Source organism: Leifsonia virtsii, assembly GCF_030433675.1.
In the GTDB taxonomy this organism is placed as follows: Bacteria; Actinomycetota; Actinomycetes; order Actinomycetales; family Microbacteriaceae; genus Leifsonia; species Leifsonia virtsii.
In genome coordinates this window covers 441,140-466,233 of the sequence record NZ_JAROCB010000004.1, presented here as the reverse complement: position 1 = coordinate 466,233, position 25,094 = coordinate 441,140, and the positions used below count along the sequence as shown (strand labels likewise).

Annotated in this window: 22 protein-coding genes and 1 tRNA gene; 8 read left to right on the top strand and 15 right to left on the bottom strand. The window is 71.2% G+C overall.

Annotated features, from left to right (window positions below; translation table 11 throughout):
* The first annotated feature begins 7 nt into the window (after positions 1–7).
* The gene (locus tag P5G59_RS16345) at positions 8–634 is read left to right on the top strand and encodes an HAD family hydrolase (RefSeq protein WP_301220065.1); all 627 of its coding nucleotides are present in this window, start codon (positions 8–10) and stop codon (positions 632–634) included.
* Between the two features lie 90 nt (positions 635–724).
* Here the strand turns inward: P5G59_RS16345 and epsC are convergent, their stop codons facing one another.
* Positions 725–1,294 carry a serine O-acetyltransferase EpsC gene (gene epsC, locus P5G59_RS16340; protein WP_301220064.1) on the bottom strand — a complete coding sequence of 190 codons (570 nt, stop codon included), beginning with the start codon at positions 1,292–1,294 and terminating at the stop codon, positions 725–727.
* A gap of 4 nt (positions 1,295–1,298) precedes the next feature.
* Complete coding sequence (cysK, locus tag P5G59_RS16335) at positions 1,299–2,237, bottom strand: cysteine synthase A (protein WP_301220063.1); 939 nt, start codon at positions 2,235–2,237, stop codon at positions 1,299–1,301.
* A 102-nt stretch (positions 2,238–2,339) separates the two neighbouring features.
* Between cysK and prmC the strand changes: the two genes are divergently transcribed.
* The gene (prmC, locus tag P5G59_RS16330; protein WP_301220062.1) at positions 2,340–3,230 is read left to right on the top strand and encodes a peptide chain release factor N(5)-glutamine methyltransferase; all 891 of its coding nucleotides are present in this window, start codon (positions 2,340–2,342) and stop codon (positions 3,228–3,230) included.
* 84 nt (positions 3,231–3,314) lie between these two features.
* Here the strand turns inward: prmC and prfA are convergent, their stop codons facing one another.
* The 8 genes from prfA to argS all read right to left on the bottom strand — a co-directional run bounded on the left by prfA (position 3,315) and on the right by argS (position 14,506).
* Positions 3,315–4,388 (bottom strand): peptide chain release factor 1, encoded by a 1,074-nt coding sequence (prfA, locus tag P5G59_RS16325; RefSeq protein ID WP_301220061.1) that lies wholly within the window; start codon positions 4,386–4,388, stop codon positions 3,315–3,317.
* An 87-nt stretch (positions 4,389–4,475) separates the two neighbouring features.
* Positions 4,476–6,701: a transcription termination factor Rho gene (gene rho, locus P5G59_RS16320; RefSeq protein ID WP_301220060.1), complete on the bottom strand. Its 2,226-nt coding sequence runs from the start codon at positions 6,699–6,701 to the stop codon at positions 4,476–4,478.
* A gap of 250 nt (positions 6,702–6,951) precedes the next feature.
* A complete protein-coding gene (thrB, locus tag P5G59_RS16315) occupies positions 6,952–7,908 on the bottom strand; it encodes a homoserine kinase (protein WP_301220059.1) in 957 nt (318 codons plus the stop codon).
* Positions 7,905–9,011, bottom strand: a complete 1,107-nt coding sequence (gene thrC, locus P5G59_RS16310) for a threonine synthase (protein WP_301220058.1) — start codon at positions 9,009–9,011, stop codon at positions 7,905–7,907. Before thrC ends, thrB begins: the two co-directional genes overlap by 4 nt.
* A complete protein-coding gene (locus P5G59_RS16305) occupies positions 9,011–10,393 on the bottom strand; it encodes a homoserine dehydrogenase (protein ID WP_301220057.1) in 1,383 nt (460 codons plus the stop codon). The genes thrC and P5G59_RS16305 overlap by 1 nt, the downstream gene beginning before the upstream one ends.
* The gene (gene lysA / locus P5G59_RS16300; RefSeq protein WP_301220056.1) at positions 10,390–11,835 is read right to left on the bottom strand and encodes a diaminopimelate decarboxylase; all 1,446 of its coding nucleotides are present in this window, start codon (positions 11,833–11,835) and stop codon (positions 10,390–10,392) included. The genes P5G59_RS16305 and lysA overlap by 4 nt, the downstream gene beginning before the upstream one ends.
* Before the next feature lie 135 nt (positions 11,836–11,970).
* Positions 11,971–12,765 (bottom strand): LmeA family phospholipid-binding protein, encoded by a 795-nt coding sequence (locus P5G59_RS16295; protein WP_301220055.1) that lies wholly within the window; start codon positions 12,763–12,765, stop codon positions 11,971–11,973.
* A gap of 37 nt (positions 12,766–12,802) precedes the next feature.
* The gene (argS, locus tag P5G59_RS16290) at positions 12,803–14,506 is read right to left on the bottom strand and encodes an arginine--tRNA ligase (protein WP_301220054.1); all 1,704 of its coding nucleotides are present in this window, start codon (positions 14,504–14,506) and stop codon (positions 12,803–12,805) included.
* 120 nt (positions 14,507–14,626) lie between these two features.
* Here argS and P5G59_RS16285 point away from each other — a divergent pair, with 120 nt between their 5' ends.
* Together P5G59_RS16285 and P5G59_RS16280 are read left to right on the top strand one after the other, a co-directional pair.
* Positions 14,627–15,241: an iron ABC transporter ATP-binding protein gene (locus tag P5G59_RS16285; protein WP_301220053.1), complete on the top strand. Its 615-nt coding sequence runs from the start codon at positions 14,627–14,629 to the stop codon at positions 15,239–15,241.
* 73 nt (positions 15,242–15,314) lie between these two features.
* Positions 15,315–15,387 (top strand) — tRNA-Arg (locus tag P5G59_RS16280).
* A 15-nt stretch (positions 15,388–15,402) separates the two neighbouring features.
* On the opposite strand, the gene P5G59_RS16275 is transcribed toward P5G59_RS16280, so the two are convergent.
* From P5G59_RS16275 to P5G59_RS16255, 5 genes are all read right to left on the bottom strand, one after another.
* Positions 15,403–15,675 (bottom strand): HPr family phosphocarrier protein, encoded by a 273-nt coding sequence (locus P5G59_RS16275; RefSeq protein ID WP_301220052.1) that lies wholly within the window; start codon positions 15,673–15,675, stop codon positions 15,403–15,405.
* Between the two features lie 52 nt (positions 15,676–15,727).
* Complete coding sequence (locus P5G59_RS16270) at positions 15,728–17,821, bottom strand: PTS fructose transporter subunit IIABC (RefSeq protein WP_301220051.1); 2,094 nt, start codon at positions 17,819–17,821, stop codon at positions 15,728–15,730.
* A 29-nt stretch (positions 17,822–17,850) separates the two neighbouring features.
* On the bottom strand, positions 17,851–18,798 hold the full coding sequence (locus P5G59_RS16265) for a 1-phosphofructokinase family hexose kinase (RefSeq protein ID WP_301220050.1): 948 nt from the start codon (positions 18,796–18,798) through the stop codon (positions 17,851–17,853).
* Positions 18,795–19,580: a DeoR/GlpR family DNA-binding transcription regulator gene (locus tag P5G59_RS16260; RefSeq protein WP_301220157.1), complete on the bottom strand. Its 786-nt coding sequence runs from the start codon at positions 19,578–19,580 to the stop codon at positions 18,795–18,797. The genes P5G59_RS16265 and P5G59_RS16260 overlap by 4 nt, the downstream gene beginning before the upstream one ends.
* Positions 19,581–19,759: 179 nt before the next feature.
* The gene (locus P5G59_RS16255) at positions 19,760–20,407 is read right to left on the bottom strand and encodes a TetR/AcrR family transcriptional regulator (RefSeq protein ID WP_301220049.1); all 648 of its coding nucleotides are present in this window, start codon (positions 20,405–20,407) and stop codon (positions 19,760–19,762) included.
* Between the two features lie 151 nt (positions 20,408–20,558).
* Between P5G59_RS16255 and P5G59_RS16250 the strand changes: the two genes are divergently transcribed.
* The 4 genes from P5G59_RS16250 to P5G59_RS16235 all read left to right on the top strand — a co-directional run bounded on the left by P5G59_RS16250 (position 20,559) and on the right by P5G59_RS16235 (position 25,094).
* Positions 20,559–22,235, top strand: coding sequence for an ABC transporter substrate-binding protein (locus tag P5G59_RS16250; RefSeq protein WP_301220048.1), 1,677 nt, complete (start codon positions 20,559–20,561; stop codon positions 22,233–22,235).
* Between the two features lie 89 nt (positions 22,236–22,324).
* Positions 22,325–23,149 carry an ABC transporter ATP-binding protein gene (locus P5G59_RS16245; protein ID WP_301220047.1) on the top strand — a complete coding sequence of 275 codons (825 nt, stop codon included), beginning with the start codon at positions 22,325–22,327 and terminating at the stop codon, positions 23,147–23,149.
* Positions 23,146–23,976 (top strand): ABC transporter ATP-binding protein, encoded by an 831-nt coding sequence (locus P5G59_RS16240; RefSeq protein ID WP_301220046.1) that lies wholly within the window; start codon positions 23,146–23,148, stop codon positions 23,974–23,976. The genes P5G59_RS16245 and P5G59_RS16240 overlap by 4 nt, the downstream gene beginning before the upstream one ends.
* Positions 23,973–25,094, top strand: coding sequence for an ABC transporter permease (locus tag P5G59_RS16235; protein ID WP_435871275.1), 1,122 nt, complete (start codon positions 23,973–23,975; stop codon positions 25,092–25,094). Before P5G59_RS16240 ends, P5G59_RS16235 begins: the two co-directional genes overlap by 4 nt.

Below are 25,094 nucleotides of genomic sequence, written 5' to 3'. Positions count from 1 at the left end.
GGAGGCGATGGACGTCTACTTCTTCGACTGCGACAAGACGCTCTACGACTACGACTTCCACAAGCGGCTTCCCAAGCTCGCGGAGCTCGGAGGTGTGAGCCAGTACCGGCTCGCGTCCACCTGGTGGGCGGGCGGCTTCGAGCGGGCTGCGGAGATCGGGGAGTACTCCACAAGCGAGGAGTACCTCGACGCGTTCGCCGAGGTGACCGGTGCCCGGCTGACCCTCTCGCAGTGGCAGGAGGCGCGCAAGGCGGCCATGACGCCCATCCCCGGGTCGATCGCCGTGCTGCACGAGGCCGCGACACTCGGCACGGTCTCGCTGCTGTCGAACAACCCCATCCCGTTCAAGGACTCGCTGCCGGTGCTCACGCCGGAGATCGTGGGCGTGCTCCAGGACAACGACCTGGTGTCGGCCGTGCTGGGCGCGCGGAAGCCCGAGCGGCGCATCTACACGCGCGCGCTCGGGCGGTTCGGGGTGAAGCCGTCCGACGCGATCCTGTTCGACGACTCGCTGGCGAACGTCGAGGGCGCCCGCGAGTGCGGCATGCACGCGCACCACGTCACCAAGCGCGACGACGGCACCTTCGACACCGACGCCATGCTCGCCGCCGCGCACGCCTTCGCCGCTCGCTGACCCTCCGCCCAAGCCATCAGCTCCAGAGTTCTTCGAGCGACACGCCGCGGCTGGGTCGAAGAACTCAGGAGCTGATGGCTTGGGGGCGGGTCAGATGTAGATGGCGGGGTCGAGCCAGTCGTCGCCGGCGATCTGCTCGTGGCCGGAGCGCGGCCGCGGGTGGGCGGGCACGCCGACGAGGAGCGAGTCGGCGGGCGCGTCGCGCGTGACGACGGCGTTGGCACCGATGACCGAGTGGGCGCCGATGGTGATCGCGCCCAGCACCTTCGCGCCCGCGCCGACGATCACGCCGTCCTCGACGGTGGGATGCCGCTTGCCGTGACCGCTCCCCCGGCCGCCCAGGGTCACGCCGTGGTAGAGCATGACGTCGTCGCCGATCCACGTCGTCTCGCCGATCACGACGCCCATCCCGTGGTCGATGAAGAAGCGGCGGCCGATGCGCGCGCCCGGGTGGATCTCGATCCCGGTCAGGAACCGCGTCAGCTGCGAGAGGATGCGCGCGGGCGTCCGCAGGCCGGCGCGCCACATCCGGTGCGCGATGCGGTACGACCAGATCGCGTGCAGGCCGGAGTAGACGACGGCGACCTCGACCCCGCCGCGCGCGGCCGGGTCGTGCCTGCGCGCATTCCGGATGTCTTCGCGCGCGCGGAGGATCGGCACCCGCTCAGTCCAGCAGGTCGGCCCACAGCGGGGTCGAGATGTAGCGCTCACCCGTGTCGCAGACCACCGCGACGATCGTCTTGCCCGCGTTCTCCGGACGCTTCGCCAGCTGCAGCGCGGCCCAGACGATGGCGCCCGAGGAGATGCCCGCGAGGATGCCCTCCTCGCTCGCCAGGCGCTTTGCCACCTCCAGGGCGTCCTCGAACGACACGTCGACCACCTCGTCGTACACCGTGGTGTCGAGGATCTCGGGGACGAAGTTGGCGCCGATGCCCTGGATCTTGTGCGGGCCCGGCTTTCCGCCGTTGAGGATGGGCGAGTCGATCGGCTCGACCGCGACGATCTTCACGCCGGGCTTGCGCTCCTTGAGCACCTGGCCGACGCCGGTGATCGTGCCGCCGGTGCCCACGCCCGCGACGAAGACGTCGACGCCGCCGTCGGTGTCGGCCCAGATCTCCTCGGCCGTGGTGGCGCGGTGGATGGCCGGGTTGGCCTCGTTCGCGAACTGCTTGGCCCAGATCGCGTTGTCGGTGCTCTCGACGATCTCCTGCGCCTTCTCGACCGCGCCGCGCATGCCGTCAGGGCCGGGAGTCAGCTCGATCTTCGCTCCGAACGCGCGCAGCAGCACGCGACGCTCCTTGCTCATGGTCTCCGGCATGGCCAGCACGACGTTGTAGCCGCGCGCGGCACCCACCATGGCGAGGGCGATGCCGGTGTTGCCGCTGGTGGCCTCCACGATGGTGCCGCCGGGCTTCAGCGCGCCCGCCTTCTCGGCGGCGTCGATGATCGCGACGCCGATGCGGTCCTTGACGCTGCCCGCCGGGTTGTAGAACTCGAGCTTCGCGAGCACGGTCGCGTCCAGCCCCTCGGTGAGCCGGTTCAGCCGGACGAGCGGCGTCCGCCCCACGGCCTCGGTGACGTTGTCGTAGATGTGACCTGACATGGCCTCTCCTCGCTCGGATCGGGGTGGATGGGATCGCCTCACCACTCTAGACGCCGCACCCGCACGGCGAAGCTTCGTGACAGGAGCTAGGCTCGACGGGCGATGAGCCCCGAATCCCCCGCATCCCCTTCCTCGTCCGTGTCCGTCCGCGCCCTCAGGGACGAGACCGTCGCCCTGCTCGCGCGCGCCGGCGTCCCCGACCCGGAGGTCGACGCCGAGCTGCTGGTCGGCCACGTGCTCGAGGTCGGCCGTGGACGCGTGCAGGCACTCGTGGTGATGGACTCTGCGGTCAGCATTGCGGACGCCGAACGCCTGCGCGACCTGGCCGCGCGCCGCGCCGCCCGCGAGCCGCTGCAGCACATCACCGGCCGCGCCCCGTTCCGGTCGCTGGAGCTGAACGTCGGCCCGGGCGTCTTCGTCCCCCGACCCGAGACAGAGCAGGTGGCGCAGCTCGCGATCGACGCGCTCCGGGCCATCCCGTCGCCGACGCCGGTGGCCGTCGACCTGGGGACGGGCAGCGGCGCCATCGCTCTGGCGCTCGCGACGGAGGTGCCGCACGCGCGCGTCTACGCCGTCGAGAACTCCCCCGAGGCGTACATCTGGGCCCGGCGCAACATCGACGAGGTCGGCGCGGAGAACCTCACCCCCGTGTTCATCGACCTGGCCGACGCGCTGCCGGAGCTCGACGGCACGGTGGACGTGGTCATCTCGAACCCGCCGTACGTGCCGGACGACGCCATCCCGCGCGACCCGGAGGTGCGCCTGCACGACCCGCACGCGGCGCTCTACGGCGGCCCGGACGGGCTGGACGTCGTGCGCACGATCTCACGCGTCGCCCGGCGCCTGCTCCACCCCGGCGGCACGCTCGTGCTCGAGCACGGCGAGCTGCAGGGCGCCGCGATCCGCGCCCTGCTGACGTCCGACGGCTGGCGCGCCGCCGCCACCCACCGCGACCTCACCACGCGCGACCGGGCCACCACCGCCCTCCGCTGACCCGCCGCCCCAGCCAACAGCTCCTGAGTTCTTCGAGCGAATCCGCGTTCGGAGGCCGAAAAACTCAGGAGCTGTTGGCTGGGGTCAGTCGGCGAGGTTGGCCAGGCGCGTCTCCTCGTCGAGGGCGATGTTGCTGTCGATGACGGGGTCCAGGGCGCCGTTCATGACGGCGTCGAGGTTGTAGGCCTTGTAGCCGGTGCGGTGGTCGGCGATCCGGTTCTCCGGGAAGTTGTAGGTGCGGATGCGCTCCGACCGGTCCATGGTGCGGATCTGGCCCTTGCGGAACTCGGCCGCCTCGGCGTCCGCCTCCTCCTGCTGACGCGCGAGCAGCCGTGCGCGCAGCACGCGCATCGCGGCCTCGCGGTTCTGCAGCTGGCTCTTCTCGTTCTGCATCGAGACGACGATGCCGGTCGGCACGTGCGTGATGCGCACCGCGGAGTCGGTCGTGTTGACCGACTGGCCGCCGGGGCCGGAGGACCTGAAGACGTCGATCTTGAGGTCGTTCGGGCTGATCTCGACCTCCTCCGGCTCGTCCACCTCCGGGAACACCAGCACGCCGGCGGCGGAGGTGTGGATGCGGCCCTGCGACTCGGTCGCCGGCACGCGCTGCACGCGGTGGACGCCTCCCTCGTACTTCAGGTGCGCCCAGACGCCCTCGGCCGGGTCGCTGGAGGTGCCTTTGAAGGCCACCTGCACGTCCTTGATGCCGCCGAGGTCGCTGGAGGTCTGCTCGATGATCTCGGCCTTCCAGCGCTTCGAGTCGGCGTAGTGGAGGTACATCCGCAGCAGGTCGCCGGCGAACAGCGCCGACTCCGCGCCGCCCTCGCCCATCTTGATCTCCATGATCACATCGCGTGAGTCGTTGGGGTCGCGCGGGATGAGCAGCCGGCGCAGCTTCTCGGACGTGTCCGCGAGACTCTGCTCCAGGCCCGGGATCTCCTCGGCGAAGGCGGCGTCCTCTGCAGCGAGCTCGCGGGCGGCCTCCAGGTCGTCCGACAGCTGCTTCCACTCGGTGTAGGCGGCGACGATGCGCGACAGCTCGGCGTAGCGGCGGTTGACGCGCTTCGACCGCACAGGGTCGCTGTGCAACTCCGGGTCGGACAGCTGCTGCTGCAGGTCGTCGTGCTCGGCGATGAGGGCGTTCACCGATTCGAACATGGGGTCTTCTTTCTGCGAGGGAGGCCGGGGAACGACGAAGCGCCCGCCCGTCCTGCGCGAGGTAGGACGGACGGGCGCGATACCGGGCTAGCGGTGGTCGTTCTCGTGGCCGTGCGAGTGCGCGTTGCCGTGACCGTTGGCCGGCTGCGGCATCGACTTCTGCACCTGCATCAGGAACTCGACGTTGCTCGAGGTCTCCTTGAGGCGGCCGAGCACGATCTCGAGGGCCTGCTGCTGGTCGAGCCCGGCGAGGGCGCGGCGCAGCTTCCAGGTGATCTTGACCTCGTCTTGGCCCATCAGCATCTCCTCGCGGCGGGTGCCGGAGGCGTTGACGTCGACGGCCGGGAAGATGCGCTTGTCGGCCAGCTGGCGCGACAGGCGGAGCTCCATGTTGCCGGTGCCCTTGAACTCCTCGAAGATGACCTCGTCCATCTTGGAGCCGGTCTCCACCAGCGCCGACGCGAGGATGGTCAGCGAGCCGCCGTGCTCGATGTTGCGGGCGGCGCCGAAGAAGCGCTTCGGCGGGTACAGCGCGGACGCGTCCACGCCGCCAGAGAGGATGCGGCCCGACGCCGGAGCGGTCAGGTTGTACGCGCGACCGAGGCGGGTGATGGAGTCGAGCAGCACGACCACGTCGTGGCCCAGCTCCACCAGGCGCTTCGCACGCTCGATGGCGAGCTCGGCGACGGTGGTGTGGTCCTCGGCGGGGCGGTCGAAGGTGGAGGCGATGACCTCGCCCTTCACCGTGCGCTGCATGTCGGTGACCTCTTCCGGACGCTCGTCCACCAGGACGACCATCAGGTGCACCTCGGGGTTGTTCGCCGTGATCGCGTTGGCGATCTGCTGCATCACGATCGTCTTGCCGGCCTTCGGCGGCGCGACGATGAGGCCGCGCTGGCCCTTTCCGATCGGGGCGACCAGGTCGATGATCCGCTGGGTCACCTTGGACGGCTCGGTCTCGAGGCGCAGGCGCTCCTGCGGGTACAGCGGCGTGAGCTTGCCGAACTCGACGCGGCCGGCCGCCTCCTCCGGGGTCTGCCCGTTGATGGAGTCGACCTTGACCAGCGCGTTGTACTTCTGGCGGGTGTTGTTCTCGCCCTCGCGCGGCTGGCGGATGGCGCCGACGACGGCGTCGCCCTTGCGCAGGTTGTACTTCTTGACCTGGCCGAGCGAGACGTACACGTCGCTCGCGCCCGGCAGGTAGCCGGTGGTGCGTACGAACGCGTAGTTGTCGAGCACGTCGAGGATGCCGGCGACCGGGATGAGGACGTCGTCCTCGGTCAGCTCCGGCTCGAAGTCGTCTCCGACGGTGCCGCCGCGGCGCTTGCGGTTGCGGTCGCGGTAGCGGCCGGCGCGCTCGCCCTCGGCCTGCTCGGCGTTCTGGCCGCGGTTCTGCTGGCCCTGCTGCTGAGTGCCCTGGCCGCCCTGCTGGAGGTCCTTCGGCTGGCCCTGGCCCTGCTCGTTCTGCTGGGCATTGTTCTTGTTGCGGTTGCGGTTGCGGCGGTTGCGGCCGGAGCCCTGCTGCTCGCCCTGCGCACCCTCGCCCTGCTCGGCCTGCCCCTCGGCGCGAGCGCCCTCGGGCTGCTCGGCCTGCTGCTCGGTCTGCGCGGCGGCGTCCTGGGGCTGCTCGCCGTTCTGGCCGCCCTGGCCGCGGCCGCGACGACGACGTCCGCCGCCGTTGCCCTGGCCCTGACCCTGGTCGCCGTTCTGGGCGTTCTGGCCGTTCTGCTGGCCGCGCGCCTGCTCGCGGGACGCGAGCGCGGAGTCGAGCAGCGCATCCACGTCGGGGATGAGCGAGTCGACGCCGGTGGCGCCGGAGTTGACGTGCGTGCCGGCCGCGATCCCGGTGCCATCCGGGCTGCTGACGCGTCGCGAACCGCGGCGGCGCGGCTCGGAGCCGCCCTGGGCGGCGTCCGTCTGCGGAAGCACCGGGTCGCCGACGGTCGGCTCGACGCGCTCGGCGCCCGCCGGCTCGGCGATCAGCGGCTCAGTGATGAGCGCGTCCGTCAGCGGCTCGGCGATGCCCGGGTTTCCCGTCTCGGTCGGGACCGGCGCTGCAGCCGGCTCGGCGATGAGCGGCTCGGTGAGTACCTGCGAGGCGGCGGTCGCCGGCTCGCTCTGCGGCTCGGCAGCGGCGTCGGACGGAGCGGCGGCCGCACGCGCGGCGGCGATCGCTTCGACCAGTTCGCCCTTGCGGAGCCGGCCTGCGCCCTGGAGCCCGAGCTCGGCGGCGAGAGCCTGCAGCTCCGCCACCTTGAGCGAGGTCAGGTCGCTGGTGTCCACGCCCCCGGCGTGGAGTTCGACATCAGTCACGGAAGAGGATCCTTTCCCCCGACGCGCGTCTGCGCGCCGTCTGTGAGCTTCGCCACATGAACTGCCGGTACGTGCTGCGTTCTGATCCGCGCTACGTCGCCGCCCGGGTATCCGTTAGGGGAATGCCGGGAAGGCAGGCAGGAGTGACGGCATGATTGCTAGGAGATCACCCGGAAGCTGGATTCGCTCGTGACGCGGGTTCTTCGCGGGTGCACTGCAGTTTACCACCTCGGACGTGGCGCTCAGGACGCTACGCCGCCGGTGTGTCCGCCGACGCCGACTCCACCCGGGCGACCGTCGCGCCCTTGAAGTCGACCGCGAGCATGAGCGGCTGCCAGCGCGTCTGCGCGGCCTCCTCCACCAGCTTGGCCGCGGCCAGGCGCTGGCTGGGGTCGCTCCCGAGCACCAGGATCGACGGGCCGGCGCCCGAGACGACGGCCGCGAAGCCGTTCTCGCGCAGCAGCGTGATGAGCCGGTCGGTCTCGGGCATCGCCGAGGCGCGGTAGCTCTGGTGGAGCTTGTCCTCGGTGGCCGCGTGCAGAAGTTCGGGGCTCTGGATGAGGGCCGCGACGAGCAGTGCGGAGCGGGAGACGTTGAAGACGGCGTCCTCGTGGGGCACCGACTGCGGCTGGAGGCTGCGCGCCAGGGCCGTGGACATCACGTGCTCCGGCACCAGCACGAGCGGCGAGACGCCGCGGTGCACGATGAGCTTCTTGAAGCGCGGCCCCTCCGGGGTGACCCAGGCGATCGTCAGTCCGCCGAAGAGGGCGGGCGCGACGTTGTCGGGGTGACCCTCCATGTCGTTCGCGAGGGCGAGCAGCTGCTGGGCGTCGAGGTCGACGACGCCCTCCAGGAGCCCTTTCGCCGCCATGATGCCGGAGACGATGGCGGCGCCCGAGGACCCGAGCCCGCGGCCGTGCGGGATGCTGTTGCGCGCCCGCAGGCTCAGGCCCGGCATCGGCACGCCGACCGCCTCGAAGGTGTGCGCGATCGCGCGGACGACGAGGTTGCTCTCGTCGGTGGCCACCTCGCCCTCGCCCACACCGGTGACCTCGACGGTCGCGCCGGGCTCGTCGCGGACGGAGACCTCGAGCTCGTCGTAGAGGGCGAGCGCGAGGCCGAGCGTGTCGAAGCCGGGGCCGAGGTTGGCGCTGGTGGCCGGGACCTTGACGCTGACGGTCCGGCCGCGCAGGTCGGGCGAGGTCACGCGGTCGCCTCGGCGCGCTGCAGGCCGAGCACGTCGGCGATGGCGGTCGTGTCGACGGGCACGACGGTCGGCTGCACGTCGGAGCCGTCGGCCGTGCGGAGGGCCCACTGCGGGTCCTTCAGGCCGTGGCCGGTGACGGTCAGCACGACCGTGGCGCCGGCGGGGATGACGCCCGCCGCGGAGCGCTCCAGCAGGCCGGCGACGCTGATCGCGGAGGCCGGCTCGACGAAGATGCCGACCTCGGCCGAGAGCAGGCGGTGCGCCTCCAGGATCTTCGCGTCGTCGATGGCGCCGAAGTAGCCCTCGCTGTCGTCGCGCGCGTTCAGGGCGAGCTCCCACGACGCCGGGTTGCCGATGCGGATGGCGGTGGCGATGGTGTCGGGGTCCTTGACCGGGTGGCCGAGCACGATCGGGGCGCTCCCCGCGGCCTGGAAGCCGAACATCCGGGGCAGCCTCGTCGCCTCTCCGCGCTGGAGCTCCTCGGTGTAGCCGCGGTGGTAGGCGGTGTAGTTGCCGGCGTTGCCGACCGGGACGATGTGGAAGTCGGGGGCGTCGCCGAGCGCCTCGACGACCTCGAACGCCGCGGTCTTCTGGCCCTCGATGCGGTCCGGGTTCACCGAGTTGACCAGGTGCACCGGGTAGTTCGTCGCGAGGTCGCGCGCGATGTCGAGGCAGTCGTCGAAGTTGCCCTGCACCTGCAGCAGCTGCGCGTTGTGCGCGATCGCCTGGCTTAGCTTGCCCATCGCGATCTTGCCCTCCGGCACCAGCACCACGGCCTGGATGCCGGCGTGCGTGGCGTACGCGGCGGCGGAGGCCGAGGTGTTCCCGGTGGAGGCGCAGATGACGGCCTTCGCGCCGTGCTCGACGGCCTTCGAGATCGCCATGGTCATGCCGCGGTCCTTGAACGATCCCGTCGGGTTCATCCCCTCAAACTTCACGTACACGTCGGCGCCGGTGCGCGCGGAGAGCGCGGGCGCGGGGATGAGCGGCGTGCCGCCCTCGCCCAGCGTGACGATCGGAGTGGCGTCGGAGATGTTCAGGCGGTCCGCGTACTCGCGCAGGACGCCACGCCACTGACGACTGTAGGCCTTGGGCTGGGGCATTACGATCCTTCGACTCGGAGAACGGAAGAGATGGCGATCACGACGTCGCTCGCCGCGAGCGCCTCGACGGTGGCCGCGAGTGCGGCCTCCTCGGCTTCGTGGGTACCGATGACCAGGGTAGCGGTGGCCCTGCCGCCGCCGTGAATCGGGCCACCGGGCGGGCCCGCGGTCTCCGGCGCCGAACCGGCCACGACGACCGGCCCGGTGAGGCTCGGCACCGACTGCTGCACGGTCTCCACGCTGACGCCGCCGTCGCTCAGGATGCGCGCCACCGCGGCGAGCACGCCCGGCTGGTCCTCCACATCCAGGGTGATCTGGTAGCGGGTGACGACCCGGCCGATGTCGAGCACCGGGAGGTCGGCGTGCGTCGACTCCGCGACGCCCGGGCCGCCGACGACGTGCCGCCGGGCGGCGGAGACGACGTCGCCGAGCACGGCGGACGCGGTCTCGACCCCGCCCGCGCCGGCGCCGTAGAACATGAGGTCGCCGGCGGCGGCCGCCTGCACGAAGACCGCGTTGTGGGCGCCGTGAACGGCCGCGAGCGGGTGTTCGCGGCTGATGAGCGCGGGATAGACGCGGGCGGAGACGCCCTCCTCCCCCGACTCCGGGTCGGTCATCCGCTCGCAGATGGCGAGCAGCTTGATGACGGCGCCGGCCTCGCGCGCGGCGTCGACCTGCGACTTCGTCACGCCCGTGATCCCCTCGCGGTAGACCCGGTCGAGCGGCACGGTGGTGTGGAAGGCGAGGCTCGCCAGGATGGCCGCCTTCTGGGCCGCGTCGTAGCCGCCGATGTCGGCGGTCGGGTCGGCCTCGGCGTACCCGCGGTCGCTGGCGGTGGCCAGCGCGTCCTGCAGGGTCTCGCCGTGCACGTCCATCCGGTCGAGCACGAAGTTGGTGGTGCCGTTGACGATGCCGAGGATGCGCTCGATGCGGTCGCCGGCGAGGCTGTCGCGCAGCGGCCGGATGATCGGGATGGCGCCCGCGACGGCCGCCTCGTAGTAGAGCTGCGCGCCGACCTGCTCCGCGGCCTCGAACAGCTCGGGGCCGTGCGTGGCCAGCAGCGCTTTGTTCGCGGTGATCACGTCGGCGCCGGAGTTGAGCGCCTCGAGCACGTACCCGCGGGCGGGCTCGATGCCGCCCATCAGCTCGACGACGATGTCGGCGCCGAGGATGAGCGAGCTCGCGTCGGTGGTGAGCAGCTCGCGCGGCAGGTCGACGTCGCGGGGGGCGTCGACGTCGCGCACGGCGATGCCGACCAGCTCGAGCCGGGCGCCGACGCGGGAGGCGAACTCGTCCCCCTGCTCCAGCAGGAGGCGGGCCACCTGAGAGCCGACGGAGCCGGCCCCGAGGAGGGCGACGCGGAGGTTGCGGTACTCGATCATGCCTGGCTGCGCTCCTTCGACGCGGTGGGGGTCTGCTCGGACGGGTCGTAGGCCGCGTCCCTGGCGAGGAGGTCCTCGATGGTCTCTCCACGCACGATCACGCGCGCGTCGCCGTCGCGGACGGCGACCACCGGCGGCCTCCCGAGATAGTTGTAGTTGCTCGCGAGCGACCAGCAGTAGGCACCGGTCGCGGGGACGGCGAGCAGGTCGCCCGGCTCGACGTCCGCCGGGAGGTACTCGGCATCGACCACGATGTCGCCGCTCTCGCAGTGCTTGCCCGCGACGCGCACGAGCGCGGGCGGGGCGACGGAGACACGGCTCGCGATGCGGGCCGAGTAGTCGGCCTCGTAGAGCGCGGGGCGGGCGTTGTCGCTCATCCCGCCGTCGACGCTGACATAACGGCGGATCGCGGTCTCGCCGTCGTCCTCGAAGGCGACGGGCACGTCCTTCGTGGTGCCGACCGTGTAGAGGGTGAGGCCGGCGGTCCCGATGATCGACCGGCCGGGCTCGAAGGCGACGACGGGCGTCGGGATGTCGAGCTCCTCGCATCCGGCCGCCACGGTCTCCGCGATGCGGCGCGCGAGCACCTCGATCGGGGCCGGGTCGTCGGCGGCCGTGTAGGCGATGCCGAAGCCGCCGCCCAGGTTGAGCTCCGGCACGTCTCCCCCGGCCAGCAGCCGCTTGTGCAGGGTGAGCAGGCGCGCGGCCGACTCGGCGAAGCCGTCCGCGCCGAAGATCTGCGAGCCGATGTGGCAGTGCAGCCCGCGGAACGCCAGCGACGGACGCGAGCGGATGAGCTCCACCGCCTCCTCGGCGGCCTCGAGCGCGATCCCGAATTTCTGGTCCTCGTGCGCGGTCGCGAGGAATGCGTGCGTGTGCGCGTGCACCCCGCTGTTGACCCGCAGCCGAACGCTCTGCCGCACGCCGTGCCGCGTGGCCGCCTCGGCGACCCGGTCGATCTCCTGCAGGCTGTCGATGACGATGGCCCCGACCCCGACCTGCACGGCCCGGTCGATCTCGGCGAGCGACTTGTTGTTGCCGTGGAAGCCGAGGCGCTCGGGGTCGACACCGGCCGCCAGCGCGACCGCGAGCTCGCCGCCGCTGCAGACGTCGATGTGGAGGCCGGCCTCGGCCATCCACCGCGCGACCTCGATGCTCAGGAACGCCTTGCCCGCGTAGTAGACCTTCGCGGCCGTGCCGATCTCTGCGAAGGCGCGGTCGAAGGCGGTGCGCACCTCGACGGCGCGCGAGCGGGCGTGCTCCTCGTCGACGACGTAGAGCGGCGTGCCGAAGCGCGCCGCGAGCTCCCCTGCGGCGACGCCGCCGACGACGAGCTCGCCGTCGGAACGCGAGACGGTGCGGGACCAGAGCCCGGGGACGAGCGCATTCGCGTCCTCCGGGACATGCAGCCACGAGGGTGCGAGGGGATTCGGATCGGCCATAGGGAACCTCACGGGTGGTGACGAGTGGGGGTCTCCTAGGCGAGCGGACCCGGATTGGCCCCTGAAGCCGGTGGAGAGGACAGGAGAAGTCTATCCGGGAGCCGTGGGCGCTTTCCGTGTGTTACATCCGGGCGGCTAGGAGCAGCTGCCCTTGCTGTTCAGGAACTTCTCGTTCATCACGAAGTCGCTGGCGGTCAGCCGCACGGTCGCGCGCCCCTGCGACACCTGGATGTCGTCGACCTGAACGCCGTCGGGAAGGTACTGCGCGGCGCACACCGGGAACGGGCCCTGCGAGGTGAGCGCCTGCAGCAGCCGATCCAGGTTGACGTTGCCCGCGCCGGTCTTGAGGTTCGCCTTCTCGGGCTTCAGCAGCACCTGGTCGCCCGCGGCCTCCGGGGTCGCCGTGACCGTGTACTGGACGGGCAGCCCCAGCAGGCTGATGCTGCCGTCGTACCCGATGGTGCCCGCGCCGAGGGTGATGTCGCCGGTCGCGCCGGGGATCTGCACGAGCTTGTTGAGCGACTCCTGGCCGATGCTGAGCGTGCCGGTCGCCTGCGAGATGGGCTTCGAGAAGTCGGTCGGGACGCCGGTGGCGACGAGCTTCGCGCTGAGCGGTGCACCCTTGGCCACCACGTTCGGCGCGTCGAGCTCCACCCGCTGGAAGGTGCCGGACAGGTACTGCTGCAGCACGGAGAAGCCCCCGATGTGCGTCGTCACCTGGCCCTTCACGTCGGCAGGCAGGTTCTTCTCGATCTCGTCGGAGACCCGCTGCTCGGCGTAGGCGCGCGCGGCCGAGTCCACGACCACGAGAAGCACGACGATCACGACGACGGGGATGCCGATCCACAGCAGCAGCCGCAGCCAGCGCGGCCGGCGGCGGCGCTGCGGTGCACCGGCACCGGGCAGCACCTGGGTCGTGTTCTCGCTCATCGGGTCGCCTCCCTCGTCTGCTTCGTTCCGCCGGCGGCTACATGCGGTCCGGGGCAGAGACCCCGAGCAGGCCGAGCCCGTTGCGGATGACCTGGCCGGTCGCGTCGTTCAGCCACAGCCGCGTGCGGTGCACGTCGGTGACCGGCTCGTCGCCGTGCGGGATGACGCGCGTCGAGCCGTCCCGCACCGCGTACCAGGCGTGGTACAGGCCGGCGAGCTCCTCGATGTACCGGGCGACGCGGTGCGGCTCGCGCAGCTCGGCCGCGAGGGCCACCACGCGCGGGAACTCCTGGAGGCCGCCGAGCAGCGCCGACTCGGTCTCGTGGGTCAGCAGCTCGGGCGCGAACACGCTGCGGTCGACGCCGGCCTTCTCGGCGTTCGCCGCGACGGACCGGGTGCGGGCGTGCGCGTACTGCACGTAGTAGACCGGGTTCTCGTTGCTGCGCTTGGCGAGCAGGTCGAGGTCGATGTCGAGCTGCGAGTCGGTCGACGACCGCACGAGGGCGTAGCGGGCGGCGTCGACGCCCACGGCGTCCACCAGGTCGTCGAGCGTGACGATCGTGCCCGCGCGCTTCGACATCCGGACCGGCTCGCCGTCCTTCACCAGGTTGACCAGCTGGCCGATCAGGATCTGCAGGTTGACGTTCGGCACGTCGCCGAACGCCTCGACCATCGCCATCATGCGGCCGATGTAGCCGTGGTGGTCGGCGCCGAGCATGATGATGTTCTGCTCGAAGCCGCGCTCGCGCTTGTCGAGGTAGTAGCCGAGGTCGCCGGAGATGTACGCGGGCTCGCCGTTGGAGCGGATGACCACGCGGTCGCGGTCGTCGCCGAACGTCGTCGTGCGCAGCCAGATGGCGCCGTCGGCCTCGAAGATGTGGCCCTGCTCGCGCAGCCGCTCGATGGCGCGCTCGACGGCGCCGGACTCGTGCAGCGAGTCCTCGTGGAAGTACACGTCGAAGTCGACCCCGAACGAGTGCAGGCGCTGCTTGATCTCCTCGAACATCAGCTGCGTGCCGATGGAGCGGAAGACCTCCTGCTGCTGCTCACGCGGCAGCGCGGCGAGGTCGGCGCCGTCGGCACTCGCGGCGTAGGCCGCGACCACGCGCTCGGCGATCTCGCCGATGTACGCGCCGCCGTAGCCGTCCTCCGGCGTCGGCTCGCCGAGGTAGGCGGCGAGGAGGCTGCGGGCGAAGCGGTCGATCTGCGAGCCGTGGTCGTTGAAGTAGTACTCGCGGGTCACGTCGGCGCCCTCCGCCTGCAGGATGCGCGCGAGGCTGTCGCCCACCGCGGCCCAGCGGGCACCGCCCATGTGGACAGGGCCGGTCGGGTTGGCGGAGACGAACTCCAGGTTGACGCTGAGCCCGTCGTAGGCGTGGCCACGGCCGTAGCCGTCGCCGGCCTCCACGATCGTCTTGGCGAGCTGCCCGGCCGCGGCGGCCTCCAGCCGGAAGTTGATGAAGCCGGGGCCGGCCACCTCTGCCGAGGCCACGCCGTCGATCCCCGCGGCGGCAGCGGCGATCTCCTCCGCCAGCTCCCGCGGGTTCGTCCCGACCTTCTTGGCCAGGCGCATCGCGACGTTGGAGGCCCAGTCGCCGTGGTCGCGGTTCTTCGGCCGCTCCAGCGGCACGTCGGCCGCGGTGAGCGACAGCTCCGGGATGTCGGCGCCGGCCTCTCGTCGCCGCTCGACCACCGTCGTCACGATGTCGAGAAGGGCGGCGGAGAGGTCAGCGGGAGTCATGAGGATCGATTCTACCGGGCGGGCGGGTGCACGCCGGGCGAGGCGGCCATGCACGGTTGATAGGGTCGACGCGACGCGCGCTCCCGCACCGCGCGCGCCGAGCAGAGAGACGGATCCGCAATGCCGACCACCACCCGCCGCACCACGCTCCTGGCCGTCGCTGTGGCCGCCGGGATCGCCGCCTCCGCCGTCCTGTCCGGGTGCACCCCCGCCGCGAAGCCGGCCGGGTCGCCCTCGGCCGCCGCCACAGGCACGAGCACGGCTGCGAGCTCCCCCTCGGCGACCCCGACGCCGAGCGACCCGCCGACGCCGGTCGGGCTGACCTGCGAGCAGGTCGTCACGCCCGACCAGCTGTACGCGTACAACCCGAACTACGGCGTCGACCCGGGCTACGCGCCGAAGGCCGGGTCGCTCGAGAAGAAGATCGCCGACTGGCAGGGCGTGGCGTGCGCCTGGCTGAACCAGACCAGCGGCGACGTGATCCAGGTCGCCGTCGCGAAGCCCCCGGCCAGCGCGATGGAGGGGCTCAAGAACAGCGCGATCACGGCGTCCAACCCCGTGCCCACCTACGGCGTCCCTCCGCAGGTCGAGGGCTACTTCGCCCCCGGGAGCTCCGGTCAGGTGCAGATCTTCCGCGGGAGCTACTGGATCGTGGCCGACTCGCCCGTCTTCCAGGAGCCGGGCGACGCCGCACCGCTGATGGAGAAGGTGCTGCAGAGCGTCCCCGCCTCCTGACCAGGCGCCGGCACCGCGGGCCGCGCGATTCACGGGCGCGGCCCGCGGGATGCTAGCCTGGGAGGACACCCTGGCCCCCATAGCTCAGGGGATAGAGCGTCTGCCTCCGGAGCAGAAGGCCGTAGGTTCAAATCCTACTGGGGGCACCCTTTCAGCCGACGTCAGTCCACCGCGTCGAGGTCCGTCTCCAGCAGGGCCGCCAGGTCGTCGAGCGCCGCGTCCGCGTCCGGCGCGTCCGACCGCAGTGTGACGACCGTGCCCTTGCTCGCGGCGAGGCCCATCAGCGACAGGATGCTCGCGGCGTTCAGCTGCGGCCCGTCGCCGACGGCGATCGTGATCGGGATGGCCTTCTCCTGCACCGCCTGCACGAACAGCTTGGCGGGCCGGGCGTGCAGGCCGGAGGCGCTGGCGACGGTGGCGTGACGTTCTGACATGGTTCTCTCCTCAGGTGGTTCGGGCGGGTCAGGCGGGCGCGGTGGTCCGGCGTCAGACGACGGCGGTCTCCATGCGCTCGTCCACGGCGTCCTCCTCGGCGATCGCGGCCGCCCGGCGCGGGGCGGCGAAGCGCTTCAGGCCGACGACGACGAACGCGGTGACCGCGGTGCCGGCGACGAGCGCGAGCAGGAAGCCCCAGATCGGGTCGATGGCGAAGAAGACGAAGATGCCGCCGTGCGGAGCGCGCGACTCGACGCCGAAGGCCATGGCAAGAGCTCCGGCGACCGCGCCTCCCGCGAGGTTCGCGGGGATGACGCGCAGCGGGTCGGCAGCGGCGAACGGGATCGCGCCCTCGGAGATGAACGAGGCCCCCAGCAGCCAGGCGGCGGCGCCGTTCTCCCGCTCCACCTGGGTGAAGCCGCGGCGGTAGAGCACGGTCGAGGCGAGCGCCATGCCGAGCGGCGGGACCATCCCGGCGATCATCACCGTGGCCATGATCTGGAAGCTGGCCGGGGTCTGCGCGGCGAGGCCGGCCACCGCGAAGGCGTACGCCACCTTGTTGACCGGGCCGCCCAGGTCGAAGGTCATCATCAGGCCCAGGATGATGCCGAGCGCGATCGCGCCGGCGCCGGTGAGGCCGTTGAGGAAGGCGGTCAGCTGCGCCATCAGCCAGGCGATGGGTGCGCCGAGGATGAGCAGCATTAACCCCGACGCGATGATCGAGGCGCCGAGCGGGATGATCACCACCGGCATGAGTCCCCGCAGCCAGCGCGGGACCGCCGGACGCCCGATCAGCCAGGCCGCGAAGCCGGCCAGCAGGCCGCCGATCAGGCCGCCGAGGAAGCCGGCGTTCATGAACACGGCGATCGCGCCCGCGACGAATCCGGGGGCGATGCCGGGCCGGTCGGCGATGGCGAACGCGATGTAGCCGGAGAGCGCCGGCACCAGGAAGCCGAGGCTCACACTCCCGATCTCGAACGCGATCGCGCCGAGGTAATAGCCGAGGCCCTGCGGCGGGAGGTCCCAGATGGCGTAGTGCTGGAGGGTGTACACGGCGTTGTTGACGCCGGAGCTGCCGTGGGCCAGCGCGATCCCGTACCCGCCGAGGAACGGCAGGAAGCTGATCGCGATCAGGAGGCCCCCGCCCGCGACGAACGGGATCATGTAGCTGACGCCGGTGAGCAGGATGCGCTGGATGTTGCGGCCCCAGGAGAGCTGCTGCGCGCCGGAGGCGGCCGACCCTCCCCCGGTCGCGGTGACGCGGGCGCCCTGAGGGTCGCGGGCGACGGCCACGGCGTCGGCGATGAGCCGGTCGGGCTGCTCGATGCCGCGCTTGACGGTGGAGCGCACCACGGGCTTGCCGCGGAAGCGGGCCTCCTCGCGGACGTCGACGTCGTTGGCGAAGATCACGGCGTCGGCCGCGTCGATGACGCTCTGCGGCAGCGCCTGGTAGCCGCTGGAGCCCTGCGGCTCGACGACCAGGTCGATCCCGGAGTCCTTGCCCGCCTTGGTCAGGGCGTCCGCGGCCATGAAGGTGTGCGCGATGCCGGTGGCGCAGGAGGTGACTGCGACGATCCTGGCGGGACGGCCGTCGATCAGCAGGCCTTCGGGGGTGGAGCCGTTCGCGGTCGACGCGGGAGCAGGCTCGGCCGGCGCCGCGGTCTCGGCCGGCTTCGCGGCGGCACCGTCGCCCTCGCCGATCGCCTCGTCAACCAGCGCGACGACCTCCTCGGGGGTGGTTGCCGCCCGGAGGCCCGCGGTGAACTCGTCGAGCATGAGGCTGCGGGCGAGCTTCGAGAGCACCGCGAGGTGCGCCTCTGCCGCATCGTCGGGAGCCGCGATGAGGAAGACCAGGTCGGCGGGGCCGTCCGGCGCGCCGAAGTCGACGCCGGGCTTCAGCCGCGCGAACGCGAGCGACGGCACGGTGACGGCGGGGCTCTTGGCGTGCGGGATGGCGATACCGCCGGGCAGGCCGGTCTCGTCCTTCTGCTCGCGCGCCCAGGCATCCTCGAACAGGGCCTCGGCGTCGGTCGCGCGGCCCTGTGCGGCGACGCGAGCGGCGAGAGCGCGGATGATGTCGCTCTTGTCGGCGCCTGCGCCGATGTCGAGGCCGACGAGGTCGGGGGTGATGGTCTTCGGTGACACGGTTCCTCCAGGGGTCTTTCGGTGGGAGTTCAGAGGTGGAGAGCGGCGACGGGGATGTCGTCGCCGGGGAGATCGGCCGCACGCGGCGCCTGGGTGCCGGGCAGCGACGCCGCGGCGGAGCCGTAGCGCACGGCGGTGACGAGCCGCTCGGCCTCGGGGGCCGAGGCGGATTCGGCGAGCAGGTAGCCGGCGAGGGCGCTGTCGCCCGCGCCGACCGTGCTCCTGACGCGGATGCGCGGCGCCTCGGCGACGTAGCCGCCGTCGGAAGTGACGAGCACCGAGCCGAGCGCGCCGAGGGTCACCAGGGCGGCCCCCACGTGCTCGGGCGCGAGCGTCCGCGCGACGGCGAGCACGGCCTGCGGCAGGTCGGTCGCGTCGAGCGGGAGGCCGGCGAGCTCGGCGAGCTCGTCCTCGTTGGGCTTGATGAGGTCGGGATGCGCCTCGAAGACGGCCGCGCGCAGCGCCTCCCCCGAGGTGTCGACGGCGATCTTGGGCGCCGCGCTCCCCCAGCGCCCACGCACGGCGCGGATCACGGTGACGTAGAAGTCGTCGGCCGCACCGGGAGGGAGCGAGCCGGCGAGCACGAGCCAGCGCGCGCCGGCGCAGGCCTCGACGACCGCATCCACGAGCGCGGACGTCTCGACCGGGTCGAGCACGGCACCGGGGAGGTTGAGCTTGGTGGTCACGCCCGCGGGGTCCGTGATCGTGAGATTGGCCCGCGCGTGGCCCTTGATGCCCACGCGCCGGGTGGCGAGTCCGGCCGAGTTGAGGACGATGCCGAAGGGGTCGTCGGCGGCGAGCGGCAGCACGGCGACCGCCGGGACACCCGCCGCGGTCACGACGCGCGCCACGTTGATGCCCTTGCCGCCCGCATCCTCGCGGGACGCAGCGGCCGACTGCACCTCACCCGCCCGCAGCGGGGCGGCGAGGGTGACGGTGCGATCCAGGGAGGGGTTGGCGGTGAGCGTGACGATCATGCGATCCACACCTCCACACCGGCCGCGGCCAGCGCCTCGGCCAGCTCTCCGGCGGGCGCACGGTCGGTGACCAACACGTCGAGCGCGTCGAGGCCGGCGAAGGCCACGAGCGACTCCTGCCCGAACTTGCTGGCGTCGGCGACCAGCACGACGCGGCGCGCGGCCCGGACGATGGCCTCCTTGACGGCGGCCTCCTCCGGGTCGGGAGTGCTTAGGCCGAAGCCGGCCGAGACGCCGTTGGCCCCGATGAAGACGATGTCCGGCCGCAGCGACTGGATGGAGCGGACGGCGGCGGCCCCGACGGCCGCGGCGGTGACGCCGCGGACACGGCCGCCCACCACGGTGAGCCCGACGCGCTCCGCCCCCGCCAGCGCCGGCGCAAGGGTGATGGAGTGGGTGACGACCTCCGCCTCGCCGAGCGTCGCCTCGAGCCGCGCCGGGAGGAGCTGCGCGACCGCGGCGGTCGTCGTGCCGGCGTCGAAGTAGAGCGAGCCGCGGAACGCGTCGCCGAGCGCGTCGAGCGCCCGCGCGGCGATCCGCTGCTTGGTGCCGGCGTTGAGCGCCGTGCGCTCGGAGACGGAGGCCTCGGCGGTGCTGCCGCGCTCGAGGGCGACGGCCCCGCCGTGCACGCGGCGCAGGGCACCCGCCTGCTCCAGCGCATCGAGATCGCGGCGCACCGTCTCGGTGGTGACGCCGAACCGGTCGGAGAGCTCGACGACCGCCACGCGGCCCTCGTCGCCGAGCAGTCGCTCGATCAGTGCCTGACGCTCCGTTGCATACACGCGGTGGCCTCCCTTGGTTTCGAACACGATACAACACGTTCCCACACAAAACAACATCCGACGGTGTTGCCTTTGTTGGCTTTGCGTCGCGTGTTCCGCCGCATGGGCGGCGCGAAGGCACAGCGATTCGTCACGAATCGCGGCGATTCGTCACGAACGGCGGTGCCGGGAGCCGGGGATCAGGCCTCGCGCTGGTAGGAGGAGACGGCGGGGCCGGGGTGCAGCACGCCGTTCATGATCGCCTGGATGGCGAACTCGCTCGCACTCGCGAGGTCGATCGCAGTGGGGTCGAGCAGCCACTGCAGCTGCAGGCCGTCCATGACCGCGAGGATGGACGCCGAGGCCTTGTCGATCGCGACAGGGTCGGTCACGCCCTCCTGCTCGCAGAGCTCCCGGAAGGCGGTGTCGACCTCGCGCCGCAGTACGCGGTAGCGGTCCTCGAAGAACGTCTTGGCGGGGTGGTCGTCGGTGACCGACTCGGCCGAGAGCACGGTGTAGACCTGCACGATGCCCGGCCGCTGCGCGTTGCGCTGCGCCGTGCCGACCAGGTGCGCGAAGAGGGCGGGGCCGCCCGGGATGTGCTGGTCGGCCAGGTGTGCGACGTCGTCCTGGTCGCGGAACTCCAGCACCTCGAGCAGCAGGTTCTGCTTCGACCCGAAGTGGTGCAGCACGCCGGCGTGCGTGATGCCGACCTGCTCTGCGATGTCCGCGAGCGTGCCGTTCGCCGATCCCTTCGTGCCGAAGGTCTCGATCGCAGCCCGCAGGATCTCCTTGCGCTTGCGCTCCGTCTCGGGGCGCGGGCTCGAACTGCCGCCGGAAACAGCCATTCCGTCACGCTCCCTGGTGTGCCGCTTGCGTGCGAGCTTACCACCCAGTAACCTCGCTCCAACGTGCTTTCTGACCAGTAAGCAAGTCCCGTCACCAGAAGGCCACGCAGCACCAGGACACAACGGATGTGTCCGCCACGAAGGAGAAGCAATGAGGCTTAAGAAGTTCTTGATCACGGCATCGGCGGTCGCCGCCGTCAGCGCCATCGCACTCACCGGATGCTCGTCCGACGGCTCGAAGGGAAGCTCCGCGAGCGGCGGATCGCTCACCGTGGCGAAGCCGGACGGCGCCGCCATCCTCGCCACCCAGATCAACAACCCGTTCATCAGCACCGGCTCCGGCATGTCGCTCGGCTACGACCGGATGCTGTACGAACCGCTCGCGATCGTGAACCCGGTCGGCAAGAACGAGACCACCCCGTGGCTCGCGTCGAAGGTCGAGTGGAACTCCGACTACACGCAGCTCACCGTGACCCCGCGCAAGGGCGTCAAGTGGAACGACGGCAAGCCGTTCACCGCCGACGACATCGTCTACACGTACAACCTCATCAAGACCACCCCGGCCCTCGACCTGGGCGGCCTCAAGCTGAGCGACGTCAAGCAGGACGGGGACAACGTGGTCCTGTCCTTCAGCGAGTCGAAGTTCGTCAAGCAGGGCGATGTGCTCCAGGTGCCGATCGTCCCCGAGCACCAGTGGAAGAGCATCTCCGACCCCACGAAGGACCCGGTCACCAAGGCCGTCGGCACCGGCCCCTACACGATCAAGACCTTCTCCTCGCAGGGCGTGGTCCTGAAGTCGCGCAGCGACTACTGGGGCGGCACCGTCCCGGTGGCCGAGCTCAAGTACCTCGAGTACAACGACAACACCGGCCTGCTCCGCGCGCTGCAGAGCGGCGAGACCGACTGGGCGCAGATCTTCATCACCGACTACCAGAAGAACTACGTCGACAAGGACCCGCAGCACAACGTGTTCTGGGGCGCCAACGTCCTCAGCCCCGACATGATCGTGGTCAACACCACCAAGGCGCCGTTCAACGACGTCGCGTTCCGCAAGGCCGTCAACATGGTCGTCGACCGCAAGGCGCACGCCGAGAAGGCCCGCAGCAACGCCGGCCCGGAGCTCACCAACGTGACCGGCATCCCGCAGCCGACCGGCGACCAGTACATCGCGTCCGAGTACAAGGACAAGACCTTCAAGATCGACGTCGACGGCGCCAAGAAGGTGCTGAGCGACGCCGGCTACACGTGGAAGGACGGCGCGCTGATCGACCCGAAGGGCTCCCCCGTCTCGTTCACCCTGCAGGACCCGCAGGGCTGGAACGACTACGTCACCGGCATCCAGCTGGCGGCGACGCAGATCAAGAGCACGCTGGGCGCCGACGCGAAGGTCGCCACCCCGGACGCCGACACCTGGTTCGCCAACATGGCCTCCGGCAACTTCGACGCCGCTCTGCACTGGACCGGCTCCGGCTCGAACCCGTGGCACATCTACGACGACGTCATGAACTCGAGCTACCTCGACCAGGCCGCCGACGGCAAGGTGTCCGACAACTTCGGCCGCTACAGCAACCCGGAGGCCACGGCCCTGCTGAAGGAGTACGCGCAGGCGTCCGACGACAGCGCCCGCACCGCGGCGCTGAACAAGCTGCAGAAGATCTTCGTCGAGGACGTCCCGGCGATCGCGATCGGCACGCACCCGCAGCTGGCCGAGTACAACACCCGCAAGTTCACCGGCTGGCCGAGCGAGAAGGACCAGTACGCCACCGCGGACCCGACCCAGCCGTCGGCCGTCCAGGTGCTGATGAACCTGAAGCCCGCGGGCAAGTAACACCCGGCCACCACCCGTCCGGGGCGGGCGCGAGTCGCCCTCGCGCCCGCCCTGGACGAGCCCGCGTGCAGCACGAAAGCGATGCCCTCATGACAGACACCCTTCTCTCGGTACGCGACTTCTCGGTCGTGTACGACGTGGACCCGCCGGTCGCGGCGGTCAAGAACGTCACCCTCGACATCAAGCGCGGCGAGATCGTCGGACTCGCCGGCGAGAGCGGCTGCGGCAAGACCACGCTCGCCTACGGCGTGCAGCGGCTCCTCAAGCCCCCGGCGGTCATCACCAGCGGGAGCGTCGTCTTCCACGACCGGACCGGGGACGACATCGACATCAACGCGCTCGACGCGGAGCAGATGCGCCGGTTCCGCTGGGACAAGATCTCCATGGTCTTCCAGGGGGCGATGAACGCCCTCAACCCGGTGGCCACCATCGGCTCGCAGCTGGACGACGTGTTCCAGGTGCACCGGCCCGAGCTCAGCCGTTCGCAGCGGCGTGCGGCGGTCATCGAGCTCTTGGAGATCGTGAAGGTCGGCGGCCAGCGCGTCCGCTCCTTCCCGCACGAGCTCTCCGGCGGGATGCGCCAGCGCGTGATGATCGCGATGGCCCTCGCCCTGCGCCCCCAGCTCATGGTGATGGACGAGCCGACGACCGCGCTCGACGTGCTCGTGCAGCGCGAGATCCTCAAGCAGATCTCGCAGCTGCGGCACGACTTCGGGTTCTCCGTCGTCTTCATCACCCACGACCTCCCGCTCCTGCTGGAGATCAGCGACCGGATCGCGATCATGCGCGAGGGCGAGATCGTGGAGCTCGCCCCGGCGGAGCGGATCTGGAACGCGCCGCAGCACGAGTACACCCGCACCCTTCTGGAGTCGTTCCCCCGGCTCACCGGAGAGAGAGGAGTGGTCGTCCGATGACAACGCTCGAGTTCAGGAACGTCACCAAGATCTACAACGTCCGCGGGGCCGGCCAGCTCACGGCCCTCGACGACGTCAGCTTCACGCTCGGCCCGCGGCAGACCATCGGCCTGGTCGGGCAGTCCGGCAGCGGCAAGTCGACGATCGCGAAGATCCTCACCCAGCTGGAGACCCCGACCCGCGGCGTCGTGCTGCTCGACGGCTCCCCCATCCCCCGCTCGGGGAAGGCGCTGCGGAAGTACCGCCAGCAGCTGCGGATGGTCTTCCAGGACCCGTTCGCCTCCCTCAACCCGTCGCACTCGATCCGTCACCACATCGAGCGCCCGCTACGGCTCGACCATGTCGTCCCGCGTTCTGAGGTCGACGCCGAGGTGCGGCGGCTGCTGCAGCGCGTCCGGCTCGACGCCGACGCCGTCATCGACCGCCGCCCGCACGAGCTCTCCGGCGGCCAGCGGCAGCGCGTCGCCATCGCCAGGGCCCTGGCCTCGCGCCCCGCCCTGCTGGTGGCGGACGAGCCGGTGTCGATGCTGGACGTGTCCATCCGCCTCGGCGTGCTCAACCTGCTCGCCGACCTGCAGCGCGAGGAGGGCCTCGGTGTCCTCTACATCACGCACGACCTGGCCACGGCACGGCACTTCAGCGACGAGATCATCGTGCTGAACCAGGGCAGGATCGTCGAGCACGGCACCGCCGACGACGTCATCCTGCGCCCCCAGGACCCGTACACGCGCGAGCTGCGTGCGGCGTCCCCCGACCCCGAGAAGCACTTCGGCGCCCGGGCGGCTCAGCCGGCCGGAGCGACGCAGACGGCAGGAGGTGCGCTGTGAGCGCGCAGAGCACGACGGGCCAGACCACGACGGGCCTGACCACGACGGGCCCGGCGCCCGCAGAGCAGCCGAGCGATCCGACGCTCGTCGGCACCACCGCGACCCGGGCGGAGCGCCGCGGCGTCCGCGTCCCCTGGCGGTTCATCGGCGGAAGGGTCGCGTTCTACGCGTTCACCCTGTGGGCCGCCATCACCATCAACTTCTTCCTTCCCCGCCTGATGAAGGGCGATGCGGTCGACGCGTACATGGCGCGCAGCCAGGGCCAGCTGACCCCGGACGCCGAGAAGGCGCTGCGGCTCCTGTTCGGCCTCGACCACTCGGTGCCGCTCTGGCAGCAGTACCTCGACTACTGGAACATGCTGCTGCACGGCAACCTGGGCGTCTCGATCTCCACCGGCATGGCGCCGGTGGGCGACGCGATCGCCTCGGCCCTGCCGTGGACGCTGGGCCTGGTCGGCTTCGCGACAGTGGTCTCGTTCCTGATCGGCACCTCCCTCGGCGCCGTGATCGGCTGGCGGCGCGGCGGCCGGCTCGACGTGCTCGTGCCGGTCACCACCTTCCTCGGGACCGTCCCCTACTTCTGGCTCGGCCTGATCTTCATCGCCGTGTTCTCGACCACGCTCGGCTGGTTCCCCGCGGGGCACGCGTACGAGCTGGGCGTCGAACCCGGCTGGAACGGGGAGTTCATCGGCCAGGTGGTCTCGCACGCCATGCTGCCGATGCTCACCATCGTCGTCGTCTCGCTCGGCGGCTGGGTGCTCGGCATGCGCAACATGATGCTCACCGTGCTCGACGAGGACTACATCACCGTCGCGCAGGCGAAGGGCATGCCCGACCGGCGGGTGCTCTGGCGGTACGCGGCGCGCAACGCCGTGCTCCCCCAGATCCAGAGCTTCGCGCTCGCGCTCGGCTTCATCGTCAGCGGCACGATCGTGATGGAGATGGTCTTCTCCTACCCCGGGATCGGGTTGCTGCTGCTCAACGCCACCAACGCCAAGGACTACGCGCTGATGCAGGGCATCTTCCTCGTCCTGGTACTGGCCGTGCTCGTGGCGAACATCGTCGCGGACATCGCCTACGCCATCCTCGATCCCCGCACCCGTCAGACGGAGGCCTGA

Bases quoted from the DNA above. Each gene is read 5' to 3' on its own strand.
- P5G59_RS16345 (WP_301220065.1), top strand. From the start codon at position 8: ATGGACGTCTACTTCTTCGACTGCGACAAGACGCTCTACGACTACGAC.
- cysK (WP_301220063.1), bottom strand. From the start codon at position 2,237: ATGTCAGGTCACATCTACGACAACGTCACCGAGGCCGTGGGGCGGACG.
- prmC (WP_301220062.1), top strand. From the start codon at position 2,340: ATGAGCCCCGAATCCCCCGCATCCCCTTCCTCGTCCGTGTCCGTCCGC.
- prfA (WP_301220061.1), bottom strand. From the start codon at position 4,388: ATGTTCGAATCGGTGAACGCCCTCATCGCCGAGCACGACGACCTGCAG.
- thrC (WP_301220058.1), bottom strand. From the start codon at position 9,011: ATGCCCCAGCCCAAGGCCTACAGTCGTCAGTGGCGTGGCGTCCTGCGC.
- P5G59_RS16305 (WP_301220057.1), bottom strand. From the start codon at position 10,393: ATGATCGAGTACCGCAACCTCCGCGTCGCCCTCCTCGGGGCCGGCTCC.
- lysA (WP_301220056.1), bottom strand. From the start codon at position 11,835: ATGGCCGATCCGAATCCCCTCGCACCCTCGTGGCTGCATGTCCCGGAG.
- P5G59_RS16295 (WP_301220055.1), bottom strand. From the start codon at position 12,765: ATGAGCGAGAACACGACCCAGGTGCTGCCCGGTGCCGGTGCACCGCAG.
- argS (WP_301220054.1), bottom strand. From the start codon at position 14,506: ATGACTCCCGCTGACCTCTCCGCCGCCCTTCTCGACATCGTGACGACG.
- P5G59_RS16285 (WP_301220053.1), top strand. From the start codon at position 14,627: ATGCCGACCACCACCCGCCGCACCACGCTCCTGGCCGTCGCTGTGGCC.
- P5G59_RS16275 (WP_301220052.1), bottom strand. From the start codon at position 15,675: ATGTCAGAACGTCACGCCACCGTCGCCAGCGCCTCCGGCCTGCACGCC.
- P5G59_RS16265 (WP_301220050.1), bottom strand. From the start codon at position 18,798: ATGATCGTCACGCTCACCGCCAACCCCTCCCTGGATCGCACCGTCACC.
- P5G59_RS16255 (WP_301220049.1), bottom strand. From the start codon at position 20,407: ATGGCTGTTTCCGGCGGCAGTTCGAGCCCGCGCCCCGAGACGGAGCGC.
- P5G59_RS16250 (WP_301220048.1), top strand. From the start codon at position 20,559: ATGAGGCTTAAGAAGTTCTTGATCACGGCATCGGCGGTCGCCGCCGTC.
- P5G59_RS16245 (WP_301220047.1), top strand. From the start codon at position 22,325: ATGACAGACACCCTTCTCTCGGTACGCGACTTCTCGGTCGTGTACGAC.
- P5G59_RS16240 (WP_301220046.1), top strand. From the start codon at position 23,146: ATGACAACGCTCGAGTTCAGGAACGTCACCAAGATCTACAACGTCCGC.